Here is a 14,317-nt window from a genome sequence, read left to right on the forward strand (position 1 = left end):
TCCAGAGGTGATTGTTATGGCGAACAGTTTGCACTGCGACATCGTCAGCGTGAAGGAATCTATCTTTACCGGTAGTGTCCGGATGCTGGTTGCGCACGGCAATGTTGGTGATCTGGGCGTATTGCCCGGGCATGCACCGCTGCTGACCCAGTTACACCCCGGTCCGGTCCGCGTCATCAAGGAAAACGGTGACGAGGAGCTGTTCTACGTCTCCGGCGGCGTGCTGGAAGTTCAGCCCCATGTAGTAACCGTGCTCGCTGATACAGCCGTTCGTGCGGCCGATATTGATGAAGCGGCCGCCATTGAGGCCCGTAATGCCGCCATGGCGTCATTGCAGAACCAGAAGTCCGAAATGGACACGGGTGCTGCCATGGCTGCGTTGGCAGAAGTTGCCGGTCAATTGCGAACCTTGCAAAAGCTCAAAAACCGCGCGTGATCGCGTGGCTTGGGCCGTGCAATATGCAGCCAGAAAGGGTAGCTTATGCTACCCTTTCTGCTTTTATATTCCTCGTTAACCGACAGGTATCATCCAGATGGAGTTGAGCGTCCTTATTCTTGCCGCTGGCAAGGGCACCCGCATGAAGTCCATATTGCCCAAAGTCATGCAGCCGCTTGCTAACCGCCCTTTGCTGGCCCATGTGCTGAAAACAGCTCGTGATCTGCATTCCGTCAAAACCATGGTGGTTTACGGACATGGCGGGGATGTGGTTCGTCGCCACTTCGAGGCAGACGAGCTGGGCTGGGTGTTGCAGGCAGAGCAGAAAGGCACGGGGCATGCGGTGCAAGTGGCCCTGCCGCAGCTGCCGACGACCGGCAAGACTTTGATCCTGTATGGCGATGTGCCGTTGACCTCGGTCAGCACCTTGCAGATTCTGATGAACCAGGTGCGGGACGAACAAACCATGGGGCTGCTGTCTGTGCATCTGGAGAACCCGACCGGCTATGGACGTATCGTCCGCAACGCCGAGGGCCAAGTGCAGAGAATCATTGAACAAAAAGATGCGACCGAGTCTGAAAAAGCGATCCGCGAGGTGAATACCGGCATTCTTTGTGTGCCAAACCGGCATTTACACAATTGGTTGCCGCGCCTGGGTAATAATAATTCTCAGGGTGAGTATTATTTGACCGATATCATTGCCATGGCGGTGGCTGACGGTATTGGTGTGCGCACCTCTCACCCGGCGTACGCCTGGGAGGTGGAGGGCGTCAATGACAAGTTGCAGTTGGCGGCCCTGGAGCGCGTTTATCAGCGTCAGCAGGCCGAGACTTTGATGAAGGCCGGCGTGACCCTGCTCGACCCAAACCGGATCGACGTCCGGGGCAATCTATCGTGCGGCACGGATGTTGAGATTGACGTCAATGTCATTTTTGAAGGTGAGGTCAACCTGGGTGACAATGTTCGGATAGGGGCCAACTGTGTCCTGAAGAATTGTACGCTGGGTGAGGGCACCATCATTCGTCCGCATTCGATAATTGAAGATGCCGTGATCGGGCAGCGGGTGCAAGTCGGACCATTTGCCCGGATTCGCCCCGGCAGTGAGCTGGAGGATGACGTGCATATCGGCAACTTTGTCGAGGTCAAGAACAGCCGGTTTAACCAGGGCGCGAAAGCGAATCATCTGGCCTACGTGGGTGATGCCGATGTCGGCGCCCGCGCCAATATCGGCGCTGGCACCATCACCTGCAACTATGACGGTGCTTTCAAGCATCGCACCGTAATTGGCGATGACGCTTTCATCGGCTCCAACTCTTCCTTGATTGCACCGGTGACGGTAGGTGAGGGTGCAACCACCGGCGCCGGTTCAGCCATAAGCCGGGATGTGCCTGACGGTGCTCTGGCTGTGGCCCGGGGATTGCAACGTAATATTGAAAGATGGAACCGCCCGCGCAAACCGGGTAAATAAGATAATGGTGTCCGGATTTCCGGAACAGCTTGAATGGTGGCAGGAGCAGGTTTATGTGCGGGATTGTAGGTGCAGTTGCTGAGCGCAATGTGTCGGGTATTCTTCTTGAGGGGCTCAAGCGTCTGGAATATCGGGGTTATGACTCGGCAGGACTGGCGGTGATTGACAAGGATTGTATCCATCGCGAACGACGCACCGGCAAGGTCCGGGAGCTTGAGGCTGCTGTCAACGAAGCAGGCCTCAAAGGGCACATCGGCATTGCCCATACCCGTTGGGCCACCCACGGCGCCCCGACTCAGGATAACGCCCACCCGCATGTGTCCGGTGATGTGGCCGTTGTGCATAACGGTATTATCGAAAACTATGAGTCCCTGCGCACAGAATTGAAGGCGCAGGGTTACGAGTTTGTTTCCCAGACTGATACTGAAGTGGTGGCGCATCTGGTGCATCGCGAGCTCCAGCACACCCACGATCTTTTTGCGGCGGTGAAAGCGTCGGTTACCTACCTGCATGGCGCCTATGCCTTGGGCATCATTCGCGCTTCCGAACCGGGACGGCTGATTGCCGTGCGTCGGGGTTCGCCGTTGGTGGTAGGGCTGGGTATTGGGGAAAACTTCATCGGCTCCGACCAGTTGGCCTTGCTGCCGGTCACCAATCGGTTCATTTATCTGGATGAAGCTGATTTTGCCGAAATTTATCGTGATGAGGTCCGTGTCTATGATGGCGAAGGCCGTCCCGTGCAGCGCGATGTGACCGAGCTGGACGCCCAGCTGCATAACAGTGACAAGGGCGGCTACCGCCATTACATGCTCAAGGAAATCTACGAGCAACCGCAGGCCATCCAGCGGACGCTGGAAGGACGGATCGGTGCGCAAGGGGTCGATATCCAGACCTTCGGCGTCAAGGCACCGGAAATTCTGGCCCGGGTCCGCCATATCCAGATCATCGCCTGCGGCACCAGCTACCATGCCGGTTATGTGGCTCGCTACTGGTTTGAGGGTTTGGCTGGCATTTCCTGTAACGTCGAGGTCGCCAGCGAATATCGTTACCGCAAGTCGGTGTTGCCGGAAAACACCCTGTTTGTCACCATTTCCCAGTCCGGTGAGACGGCGGACACCCTGGCGGCCCTGCGCGAAGCGCGTCGTCAGGGTATTCTGGCGTCATTGTGCATCTGCAATGTGCCGACGTCGACACTGGTTCGCGAGTCCGACCTGTCATTCATCACCAACGCTGGGCCGGAAATCGGCGTGGCCTCCACCAAGGCCTTTACCACGCAGCTGGTGGCCTTGATGCTGCTGGTGCTCTCGGCCGGCAAGGCCCGGGGTACGCTGGCTGCGGATGCCGAATCGCGCATTATCCGCCAGTTGCAGAACCTGCCGGTCGTGCTGGAAAGTGTGCTGGGCATGGATAAGATCATTGAGCGTATGGCTGCCGATTTTGGCGAAAAGCACCATACCCTGTTCTTGGGCCGTGGCAGCCAGTACCCGGTGGCGATGGAAGGGGCGCTGAAGCTGAAGGAAATTTCCTACATCCATGCCGAGGCTTATCCGGCGGGTGAGCTCAAGCACGGCCCGCTGGCGCTGGTCGATCGCGACATGCCAGTGGTGGTGGTGGCCCCGAACAATGACCTGCTGGACAAACTGAAGTCCAATTTGCAGGAGGTTCGGGCCCGTGCCGGGGTGGTGTACGTTTTTGCCGACCATAATGCCCATCTGACGGCCGAACCGGGCATCACCGTGCTGCCCATGCCCAGTGTGGCTGACGAAGTAGCACCGATTGTTTATACCGTGCCGCTGCAACTGCTGTCGTATCACGTGGCTGTGATCAAGGGTACGGATGTTGACCAGCCGCGCAATCTGGCGAAGTCGGTGACAGTCGAGTAAACCCGCCCCCGCCAAAAAACCGCCGGTATTCCCGGCGGTTTTTTTATGCGCTCTAACCGGCGGAGGCAGAATGCGGCAGGCTTTGGCGCTGCCTTTCCAGCAGAACCGTAATGTCATCGGCCGGAACGGGGCGGCTGATGAAAAAGCCCTGCACCAGATCGCAGTCCTGCTCCCGCAGGAAATCCATGTGCTGCTGGGTCTCCACTCCTTCTGCGACAACCTTCAGGCCCAGGCTTTGCGCCATGGCGAAAATGGCGCGGACGATGGCTTCATCATTTTCATTGTGACCGATCTCGAAAATGAATGATTGGTCAATCTTGAGGATGTCGATCGGGAAGCGTTTGAGGTAGGACAGCGAGGAGTAGCCGGTGCCGAAATCATCGAGCGCAATCTGGATGCCGCGCATGCGCACTTCTTCCAGGATATGCTGGATTTCATCACGGTCTTCCATCAGCGAGGACTCCGTGATTTCGAGCTCCAGCAATTCAGGATCAAGACCGGTGTTGACCAGCACCCGGTCAAGGATTTCCAGCAGGTTGCCGCGATTGAGTTGCTGGGCGACGACGTTGACCGAGGTGGAAATATGGCCGAAGCCCTGTTCCTGCCATGCCCGTGTTTGACGGCAGGCTTTGTCGAGCACGATCTCGCCGATGGCGGAAATCAGTCCGGCCTCTTCCGCCAAGGGAATAAACTGCCCCGGACCCAGCAGGCCCATGGACGGATGCATCCAGCGCACCAGCGCCTCCATCCCGACGATCAGCCCTGACTTCAGGCAGACCTTGGGCTGGTAATAGACCACGAACTCATCGCGGAAGATGGCCTTGCGCAAGGCGCTCTCCAGATTGACCTGCTCGACCGACACCACATGCACATCCGAGCTGAAGAAGCGCATGGTATTGCCGCCCATGCGCTTGGCCTGTTGAAGCGCCAGGTCGGCATGATTGATCAGCACCTGCAGTTCGCGGCCGTGCTCAGGGAACAGGCTGACGCCGATGGAAACCCCCAGCAGCAACTCATGCTCGCCGATGCGGAAGGGGCGGCGCAATTCATCAATGATTTTCTCGCAATAGGCTTCCAGGTTGCCGCGACTGACCTGCTGGTCGAGAATGACGGTGAATTCGTCGCTGCCGATACGCGCCAGCGTGTCAGCGGAAACGGCGGCGTTGATCAGGCGTTCGCCTACTTTTTTCAGGAGTTCATCACCGAGTTCATGGCCGAGGCTGTCATTGATGGTGCGGAAGCGGTCCATATCGATGTACAGCACCGCCAGACCCTTGCTCTGGTCACGGGCGCGCAGGATGGCGGCATGCAGGCGGTCGCGGAACAGGTTGCGGTTGGCAAGGCCGGTCAGCCGGTCGTAATTCGAGAGGTAACGCAGTTTTTCCTCGGCCTCCTTGCGTTGGCTGAGGTCGGAAATGATGCCCACATAGTGGGTGACTTCGGTATGGCCGTTGTGGACGGCGGAAATATGCAGCCACTCCGGGAAAGGTTGCCCGCTCTTGCGGTACTCGGTGATTTCACCCTGCCATTCGCCATCCCGGTTCAATCCCTGCAGGATGGTGGGGTAGTGCATCTGCTTGCCAGGCTGGGTCAGGGCCTCTTCAAAGATATGGCGGCCATGAAGTTCGTCATCGCTGTAACCGGTAATCTGGCTGAAGCGGGGATTGACCGACAGATAGCGCATGTCGCCGTCAAGGATATAAATTCCCTCCGCCGCATGCTCGAATACCGAGGCCGACAGCCGGAGTTTTTCCTCGGTCTCGCGTTCCGGCGTGATGTCGCGACGGGTGCCGATCAGCCGGATGGGCATGCCTTTTTCGTTCCAGGCGACTACCCGTCCACTGTCCTCCACCCAGATCCAGTGACCCAGGCGGTGGCGGATGCGGTAGGCCGCCTCATAGAGCGGACGGCGTTTGCGCAGATGGTGGACCAGCGCCCGTCTTACCTGTGCGTAGTCTTCGGGATGGATGATTTTGTGCATCTGCCCCATGAACGCCTTCAGTTCCAGGCGCGAATAACCCAGTAATTGCTCGAAATTGGAGTGATAAATTTCGTTGGTGACCAGGTTCCAGTCCCACAGGCCGATGCCGGAGGCATCAATGGCCAGGGTCAGACGTTCCTGGCTGCTGCGCAGGGCGCGGTTGATGTCGGAAAGCGCCAATGTCCTTTCCCGGACCTTCTGTTCCAGGTTGAGGTTGATTTCCTGTAATTGCGCTTCGGCGCTACGGCGCTCCTCGATTTCCGAGGCCAGCTGGCGATTGACGCTTTCGACCGTATTTTTCGAGTTTTCCAAAAAGCGGATCAGGTCTTCATTGCGCAATTGCAGCCATTGCGAGCGGAAGCTGATTTCGCTGAGCCGCCGTCCGGAGAGTACGATAAAGCAATAAAACAGGCTGCCGACACCGGCCATGCTGTTATTGATGAGGGACGGTGTGATGGCCAGATACAACAGCCCGGGCACAAAGGCCAGCGTCACAAACAGCAGGAAGCTCTTGAAGCGGGTGATATAGGTGGACAAAGCGTTGATTGCCTGCCAGCAAATCAGCACGGCAAAAAGGGTGGGGCGATAGAATTCAGAGAAGTTTTTCTCGATGTCGGGCATGGCGGTGACATAAAGCACGGCTGCCACCCCCCAGATGCCGCCCATCAGGCCCGCGCCCAGCGGGATCATGCGAGGAAGCCATGCCGGGGCCAGGCGGTCAGCCTGGCTGCCCAGCAGGCGCATGCCGTACATGACCAGGATGACCAGCGATACCGATCCGGCTATCCAGGCATGATAGGCGGCGGGCCGGCTTTCCATTTCACTGGCGTACAGGATGGCGACCGCAACAATGGCGACCAGGGATATAAGCCCGAAAAAGGGAAATTGCTGCACAACCTGCTGGATTTGCAGGTGGTCCAGGCGATCAGAAAGTTGTCCGGAGTTATCCGGCAAATCAGCCTTATGCGGCGGTCCGGAACGTTGCGTGTCCTGGTCGGTCATGCTGTGCAGGCTCCAGTTCACCCGGCTGGTCATTCATTTGGCGGCATCCGGGCGCTGAATGCGGGTCATCTTTGTTATTGTCAGGGCGACGGCAGGGAGGTGTCGCCTCATGATTGGGACTATTCCGGCGATCCCTGTATCCGGAGGGGACCTTGCGGCCTGTCAATCTGACCCGAGTATAACACCAACCCGACAAATGGAAATGCCCGGAAGTTTGCCCGGCGGGACTTGTCGCGGGTCATACCGCCGGAAGGGGTCGGGTGCGGCCGTGAACATCAATGGCGACAAAGGTGAAGCGGCCTTCGGTCAGTTTGCAGGGGTCGCCCAGGGTAGGATGAATCCAGACTTCGACCTGTACCTGCAGCGAACTGGAGCCGGTTTGCAGGATGCAGGTATGGAAGCTCATCAGGTCGCCGACCCGCACCGGCCGCAGGAAGACCATGCTGTCGATGGCAACGGTGGCAATGCGGCCGCAGGCGCGTTCACGGGCGGTGATGCTGCCAGCGATATCCATTTGCTGCACCAGCCAGCCGCCGAACATGTCGCCTTGGACGTTGGTGTCAGCGGGTTGCGCCTGGAGTTGCAGCACGGGGGCACCTTGCGGTTGCAGGGCCGGATCGGAGTGGTCGGGCGGCATGAGGTTGATTCACAATCGTTCGGGGCCATGATAAGTGCATTGCCGGGAAATGCAAGAAGTACACTTAATGACAGACTGTCATAATTTTGTCACAGCCTGCCCCTAGTATGGCCATCATGTTAAAAAACCTGCGCAATCCTCTGGAGAAGACGATGAAGATGCTGCAATTGGCGATGGCTGTGGGCCTGTCATTCGGTATGACCCTGGCGAACGCCGCCGTGGATGCCGGTATTCCGGTCTACAAGAAAACGTCCGGGATTTCCGGAAGCCTCTCCAGCGTGGGGTCTGACACCCTGGCGAATCTGATGACGTTCTGGGCGGAAGATTTCAAGAAGGAGTATCCGAACGTCAATATCCAGATTCAGGCCGCCGGCTCCTCCACGGCGCCTCCCGCGTTGTCCCAGGGCACCGCGAATTTTGGTCCGATGTCGCGCCCCATGAAGGATAATGAAATTCAGGATTTCGAGAAGAAATACGGTTACAAGCCGACTGCTGTGCCGGTGGCGGTGGATGCGCTGGCTGTGTTCGTGCACAAGGACAACCCGATCAAGGGCATGTCCATGCCGATGGTGGATGCGGTGTTCTCCAGCACCCGCAAGTGCGGCTTCGAGAAGGAAGTCAAGAAGTGGGGTGATGTCGGCCTGAGCGGCGCTTGGGTGGGTCGTGACCTGCAGTTATTTGGCCGTAACTCGGTGTCCGGTACTTACGGATACTTCAAGGAACATTCCCTGTGCAAGGGGGACTTCAAGGCCAACGTCAATGAGCAGCCCGGTTCAGCCTCGGTGGTGCAGTCCGTTGCGAATTCCATCAACGGGATTGGCTACTCCGGGATCGGTTATACGACCTCCGGTGTCAAGGCGGTGCCGCTGAAGGGCAGTGATGGTGAGTTTGTGGCCGCCACCCCGAAGAATGCGCTGTCCGGCAAATACCCGTTGGCGCGTTTCCTTTATGTTTATGTCAACAAGGACCCAAAGAAGCCCTTGCAGCCGCTGCAGGCCGAGTTCCTGAAGCTGGTGCTGTCGCAGCAGGGACAGGCGATTGTGGAAAAGGATGGTTATGTCCCGTTGCCGGCCTCCGAGGTTAAAAAGGTCCGCGCCCGACTGGGTTTGTAATATCCGCCAGTCAACGGGGCCTTCGGGCCCCGTTTGTCATGTGGCATTCGTGCCTTTCCGGTTGTTTTCGCTGATAATACCGTCCGTTTCCCGGTAACCAGAGAACGTTATGAGTAAAGCCGTACGCGCCCTGCTGGACGACGCCACCATGGCTCGTCTTGATCGTCGACGTCGACTCAAGGACCGCTTCGCCAATCTGACCATCGCCTTCGGCGGTGTGTTCATTATTGTGGCGATTGCGCTCATCTTTTTTTATCTGCTCTTTGAAAGCTGGCCGTTGTTCCGCGACGCCGACTTCCGGCAGGAGCGCACTTACAAGGCAACCCAACAGGCGGCGCTGTGGGTGGACATGGATGAATACAACCAGACCGGAATGCGTCTGAGCCCGGAAGGCAAGATGACTTTTTTCCGGGTCAGTTCCGGGGAAGCCATCGGTGAGGAGCAGTTGCCGGTGCCGGCCGGCGTCCAGGTGACGGGCGTGGTGCGGAGCGCCGTATTGCAGGGCTTGGCGGGCATCGGCCTGTCCAATGGACAGTTGCTGGTCATCAAGCCGGGTTATGCGGTGGACAGTCAGGAACAAGGCCGGGTTGTGACCCCCGGCATTGGCTATCCGTTCGGCAGGACGCCGTTGACGGTGGACGACCAGGCGCGTCCATTGCAGCATTTTGCGGTACATGCCGGTGAGAACGACCTGAAGGTGCTGGCGGGCATCGGCAACCAGATCGTCTGGCAGAAATTCGGCCAGGAGCAAGCCGAGGGTGCCGGGTTGGGCGGGCTGGGGTTGGCCATGGAGGAGGAGGCACCCACCGGAGAAGGTGAATTGCCCTTTGTGCGTTTGTCTAGCGAAGTGCTGACGCAGGGCGGCGCTGTCGCCGATCATGTGGTTATCGGTCAGGGTGCGCGCTGGGCCTATGCCATTTCACCGGACGACAAGCTCTCGGTATTCCGTTTCGGTGAAAACGGTTCGCAGTTGTATACCGAAACTGATTTGTCGCCGGGGCCGGACAAAGTCACCGCCGTGGTGGCATTGCAGGGCGAAATTTCGCTGATGGTGGGCGACAGCCACGGTCAGGTCAGCCAATGGTTCCTGGTTCGTGACAATAAATCCGGTGAAGAGCGATTCACCATGCAGCGCATCCGCTCGTTCAGCATGGGCAATGCTCCGGTGACCGCCTTGGCGGCGGAAGCCAAGCGCAAGGGTTTCGTCGCCGGTGACGCTGCCGGCCGGGTGGGCTATTTCTACACCACCTCGGGACGCACTCTCGCCGTACAGCAGGCGGTCACCGGGCCGGTTACGGCGTTAAGCGTGTCTGCGCGTTCGGAAGGGGTTTTTGTCCAGTCCGCCAAAGACGCCGCTTTCTGGAGTCTGCATATCGAACATCCCGATATGTCAGCGTCCGCTGTGTGGGGCAAGGTCTGGTACGAGTCTTACCCTGAGCCTTCCTATACCTGGCAGTCTTCGTCCGGCAACGCGGATTTTGAGTCCAAGCTGTCATTGGTGCCCCTGACCTTCGGCACCTTGAAGGCGGCGTTCTATGCCATGCTGCTGGCGGCACCCTTGGCGATTTGCGGCGCCATGTACACAGCGGTTTTCATGTCGCCCGGTTTGCGCACCAAGGTCAAGCCGGCCATTGAGTTGATGCAGGCCCTGCCGACGGTGATTTTGGGATTCCTGGCCGGGTTGTGGCTGGCGCCGGTGGTGGAAAACAGTTTGCCGGGCATATTCAGTTTATTGCTGATTACGCCTGTCATAATTCTGCTCTGCGGTTTTCTGTGGATGCAGATTCCCCTGGAAAAACGCAGCCGCATTCCTGATGGCTGGGCTCCGGTGCTGCTGATTGCGCCGATCCTGCTGGGCGGCTGGTTGTCCTTTGCCATGTCCTCACCCATAGAGCAGGCGTTTTTTGGCGGCGACGTGCGCCGCTGGCTGGAAACGGCGGTTGGCCTGAAGTTTGACCAGCGAAACGCCCTGATTGTCGGGCTGGTGATGGGCTTTGCCGTGATCGCGCCGATTTTCTCGATTGCCGAGGATGCACTGTTTGCCGTGCCCCGTCATCTGACCAACGGTTCGCTGGCGCTGGGCGCCACCCAATGGCAGACCTTGGTGCGGGTAGTGTTGCCTACGGCTTCCCCGGGTATTTTCTCGGCGTTGATGATCGGTTTCGGCCGCGCCGTGGGCGAAACGATGATCGTGCTGATGGCCACCGGCAACACGGCGGTCATGGAGTGGAACATTTTCGAGGGCATGCGCACGCTGTCCGCCAACGTGGCCGTGGAAATGGGCGAGGCCGAGGTTGGTTCCACGCACTTCCGGATGTTGTTCCTGTCGGCGCTGGTGTTGTTTGTGATCACGTTTGTGCTGAATACGGTGGCGGAAGTGATTCGGGCTCGCCTGCGCAAGAAATACGGTTCCCTGTGAGGATTGAAACATGAAAGTCCGTGAGTACTTCCGCACAGGTGATGCCTGGGTCTGGCTGAATGCCGGCTCCGTGGCCATCTGTCTGATCATGGTGGTGGGTTTGCTGGGGCTGGTGGCCTCACGCGGGCTGGGCCACTTCTGGACGGCTGATGTGATGCAGGCCTCCTACAGCGACAATGGCACCACCCAGACCATCATTGGTGAGTTGTTTGATGAAAAGGTGGATACGGCGGCCCGCCTGCGGGAAGCCGGAGTGGATATTCCGGCGGGTGTGCATCATGTCACCCGCTATTCCATCAAGCAGGGCAACAAGGATGTGACCGGCCAGGACTTCCGCTGGGTCATGGCGGACAAGCTGACCAACCGGCAATATCCTGAAGACATCGTCAGGCTGGAGCGCCTGGAGTGGGGCAACTTCTATGGCCGCCTGATGTCCGTGAAGGAAAGCGGTAATCCGGTGGCTTCCGGTGAGGCGGCGTGGGCGGAATTCAATAAACGCCTTGAGCGCAGCAATAGCATTCACGACCAGATTTCCGACATTGAGAAAGGCCCTATCGGCTCGATCAATTTCAAGCTGGAAGAATTGCGGCTGGAGGAGCGGCGCCTGCAGTTGAAGAATCAGCTGAATGATGCGGCGCTGAAGCGTCTGGCCGGTGAGCGTGATGCCCTGAACAAAGGCTATGAAACTTTGCGGCTGCAACTGGAGAAACTGAACCAGGACCTGTCCCGTGACAGTGCGGTCTTTTCCATTGCCGATGGCAGTGAACGGGAAATCCCGATCGGCAAGATTGTCGCGGCTTCCCGCCCGAATGCCATGGGGGTTTTCGCCAAGACCGGAGCCTATCTGCATAACCTGTGGGGCTTCCTGGCGGATGATCCGCGTGAGGCCAATACCGAAGGCGGGGTGTTCCCGGCCATTTTCGGCACGGTGCTGATGGTACTGATCATGACTGTGATCGTGACGCCGCTGGGTGTGATTGCGGCGATTTACCTGCGTGAATATGCCAGCCAGGGCGTGGTCACCCAGACGGTGCGGATTGCGGTCAATAATCTGGCCGGGGTGCCTTCCATTGTCTACGGCGTGTTCGGCCTGGGGTTTTTTGTCTACTTCCTGGGCGGCAGCATGGACCGCCTGTTTTACCCTGAAGCTGCACCTTCGCCGGTGTTTGGCACGCCGGGACTGCTGTGGGCGTCGATTACCCTGTCGTTGCTGACCTTGCCGGTGGTGATTGTCGCTACGGAAGAAGGCTTGTCGCGTATTCCCCGCGCCTTGAAGGAAGGCTCGCTGGCGCTGGGCGCCACCAAAGCGGAAACCTTATGGCGCGTGGTGTTGCCGATGGCGACGCCCAGCATCATGACCGGCATGATTCTGGCCATTGCCCGCGCAGCGGGTGAAGTGGCTCCCTTGATGCTGGTGGGCGTGGTGAAGCTGGCGCCGACGCTGCCGCTGGATATGAATGCCCCCTTCCTGCACATGGAACGCAAGTTCATGCACTTGGGCTTCCACATCTATGATGTCGGTTTCCAGAGCCCGAACGTGGAGGCGGCGCGTCCGGTAGTGTATGCCACGGCGTTCCTGCTGGTGCTGGTGGTGGCGGTGCTGAACTTGTCCGCCGTTGGCCTGCGCAACCGGCTGCGCGAAAAATACAAGGCGCTTGAAACCTGAGCAGCGGCCAGCTGTTGTACACTTTGGAGGCACCCAACATGAATCACGTAGTGGAAAAAACCACCATGAATGCGAATCCCGCCCAAGTCAATGCCGGTACCCACGCCATGGATATGGAAGCTCTGGGGCGCGAAGGCCGCAGCCTGAACCTGGCTGATGAAGACATCTGCCTGGAAGCCCGTAATCTCAATTTGTTCTACAGCGAGAAGCAGGCGCTGTTTGATGTCAACATGCTGATTCCGCGCAAGCGTGTGACGGCGTTCATCGGCCCTTCGGGCTGCGGCAAGTCGACGCTGCTGCGAACATTCAACCGCATGAATGACCTGGTGGACGGCTGCCGCATTACCGGCAATATTTTGATGGACGGCGACGATATTTTTGATCGCAGCATGGACATCACCAGCCTGCGCCGCCGGGTCGGCATGGTCTTCCAGAAGCCCAACCCTTTCCCCAAAACCATTTATGAAAACGTTGCCTACGGCTTGCGCCTGCAAGGTATCAACAAGAAGCGCATTCTGGATGAGGTTGTGGAGCAGTCGCTGAAAGGTGCTGCGCTGTGGGATGAGGTCAAGGACCGTTTGCAGGATTCCGCCCTCGGGCTTTCCGGCGGCCAGCAGCAACGTCTGGTTATTGCCCGCGCCATTGCCATTGAACCGGAAGTGCTGCTGCTGGATGAGCCCGCTTCGGCGCTGGATCCGATTTCGACGCTGAAGATCGAAGAACTGATTCACGAACTGCGGGACCGCTTCACCATCCTGATCGTGACCCACAACATGCAGCAGGCCGCCCGGGTTTCCGACTACACGGCCTTCATGTACCTTGGCAAGCTGATCGAGTACGGGGACACCGACACACTGTTCACCAACCCGATGATCAAGCAGACCGAAGACTACATTACCGGCCGCTACGGCTAAGTACAGGGAGCACGCCGCCATGAACAAAGAAGATTACGGCCACCACATTTCCCAGCAGTTCAATGCCGAGCTGGAAGAGATTCGCACCCACTTCCTGGCCATGGGCGGGCTGGTGGAAAAGCAGGTGAGCGACGCCATGCATGCCTTGCTGGACGGGGACTCTGCCCTGGCCGAGACGGTGATGCAGAATGACCAGAAGATCAACATGATGGAAACCCGCATTGACGAAGAGCTGGTGCGGATTCTGGCGCGCCGCCAGCCGGCGGCTTCCGACCTGCGGATGATCATTGCCGTCAGCAAGTCGATTACCGATCTGGAGCGTATTGGTGATGAATCGGCGAAGATTGCCCGTTACGCCAAGGCCTTGTGCGAGGAAGGGGAGTCGCCGCGCGGTTATGTGGAGACCCGGCACATTGGCAACCAGGTGCGGTTGATGATCCACGATACGCTGGATGCCTTTGCCCGTCTGGATGTCGATCAGGCCTTCAAGGTAATGCGTGAAGACAGCAACATCGACATTGAATACAAAACCGCGACGCGGGCGCTGATGACCTACATGATGGAAGACCCCCGCTTCATTACTCGGGTGTTGAATGTGTTGTGGGTGCTGCGGTGCCTGGAGCGCATCGGCGATCATGCCCGCAATATTTCCGAGCAGCTGATTTACATGGTGAAAGGGGCGGATGTGCGCCATACCAGCTATGAAGTGATTGAGAAGAAGCTGAGCGGTCTGGCCTGAGCAGACGTCAGTCCATAAAAACCTCCGCTGGCCGGAGGTTTTTTTATGGCCGCGGTGAAT

General features: G+C 58.3%; 10 protein-coding genes. 8 read left to right on the forward strand and 2 right to left on the reverse strand.

Translation table 11 applies throughout. The features are described 5' to 3' along the window. Nucleotides 1–16: 16 nt before the first annotated feature. The 3 genes from Q7T36_RS04420 (at nucleotide 17) to glmS (ending at nucleotide 3,787) form a co-directional block, all read left to right on the forward strand. Entirely contained in the window at nucleotides 17–436 is a 420-nt protein-coding gene (locus Q7T36_RS04420; protein WP_304844465.1) for a F0F1 ATP synthase subunit epsilon, read from the forward strand. Nucleotides 437–533: 97 nt separating this feature from the next. Beyond that, nucleotides 534–1,904, forward strand: coding sequence for a bifunctional UDP-N-acetylglucosamine diphosphorylase/glucosamine-1-phosphate N-acetyltransferase GlmU (glmU, locus tag Q7T36_RS04425; RefSeq protein WP_304844467.1), 1,371 nt, complete (start codon nucleotides 534–536; stop codon nucleotides 1,902–1,904). 53 nt (nucleotides 1,905–1,957) lie between these two features. Continuing rightward, on the forward strand, nucleotides 1,958–3,787 hold the full coding sequence (glmS, locus tag Q7T36_RS04430) for a glutamine--fructose-6-phosphate transaminase (isomerizing) (RefSeq protein WP_304844469.1): 1,830 nt from the start codon (nucleotides 1,958–1,960) through the stop codon (nucleotides 3,785–3,787). Nucleotides 3,788–3,839: 52 nt separating this feature from the next. Here glmS and Q7T36_RS04435 read toward each other — a convergent pair whose 3' ends face one another. Next, nucleotides 3,840–6,803 (reverse strand): bifunctional diguanylate cyclase/phosphodiesterase, encoded by a 2,964-nt coding sequence (locus tag Q7T36_RS04435; protein WP_304844471.1) that lies wholly within the window; start codon nucleotides 6,801–6,803, stop codon nucleotides 3,840–3,842. Between the two features lie 205 nt (nucleotides 6,804–7,008). Beyond that, the gene (locus tag Q7T36_RS04440) at nucleotides 7,009–7,407 is read right to left on the reverse strand and encodes an acyl-CoA thioesterase (protein ID WP_304844473.1); all 399 of its coding nucleotides are present in this window, start codon (nucleotides 7,405–7,407) and stop codon (nucleotides 7,009–7,011) included. Nucleotides 7,408–7,523: 116 nt separating this feature from the next. Here Q7T36_RS04440 and Q7T36_RS04445 point away from each other — a divergent pair, with 116 nt between their 5' ends. From Q7T36_RS04445 to phoU, 5 genes are all read left to right on the forward strand, one after another. After that, nucleotides 7,524–8,519 carry a PstS family phosphate ABC transporter substrate-binding protein gene (locus Q7T36_RS04445; RefSeq protein ID WP_370690046.1) on the forward strand — a complete coding sequence of 332 codons (996 nt, stop codon included), beginning with the start codon at nucleotides 7,524–7,526 and terminating at the stop codon, nucleotides 8,517–8,519. Between the two features lie 109 nt (nucleotides 8,520–8,628). After that, entirely contained in the window at nucleotides 8,629–10,938 is a 2,310-nt protein-coding gene (locus Q7T36_RS04450; RefSeq protein WP_304844475.1) for an ABC transporter permease subunit, read from the forward strand. 10 nt (nucleotides 10,939–10,948) lie between these two features. Continuing rightward, the gene (gene pstA / locus Q7T36_RS04455) at nucleotides 10,949–12,604 is read left to right on the forward strand and encodes a phosphate ABC transporter permease PstA (RefSeq protein ID WP_304844477.1); all 1,656 of its coding nucleotides are present in this window, start codon (nucleotides 10,949–10,951) and stop codon (nucleotides 12,602–12,604) included. A 113-nt stretch (nucleotides 12,605–12,717) separates the two neighbouring features. After that, the gene (gene pstB / locus Q7T36_RS04460) at nucleotides 12,718–13,518 is read left to right on the forward strand and encodes a phosphate ABC transporter ATP-binding protein PstB (protein WP_304844975.1); all 801 of its coding nucleotides are present in this window, start codon (nucleotides 12,718–12,720) and stop codon (nucleotides 13,516–13,518) included. Between the two features lie 19 nt (nucleotides 13,519–13,537). Next, the gene (gene phoU / locus Q7T36_RS04465; RefSeq protein ID WP_304844479.1) at nucleotides 13,538–14,257 is read left to right on the forward strand and encodes a phosphate signaling complex protein PhoU; all 720 of its coding nucleotides are present in this window, start codon (nucleotides 13,538–13,540) and stop codon (nucleotides 14,255–14,257) included. The last annotated feature ends 60 nt before the right edge of the window (nucleotides 14,258–14,317 follow it).

Source organism: Fluviicoccus sp. (assembly GCF_030646115.1).
GTDB lineage: Bacteria > Pseudomonadota > Gammaproteobacteria > Pseudomonadales > Moraxellaceae > Fluviicoccus.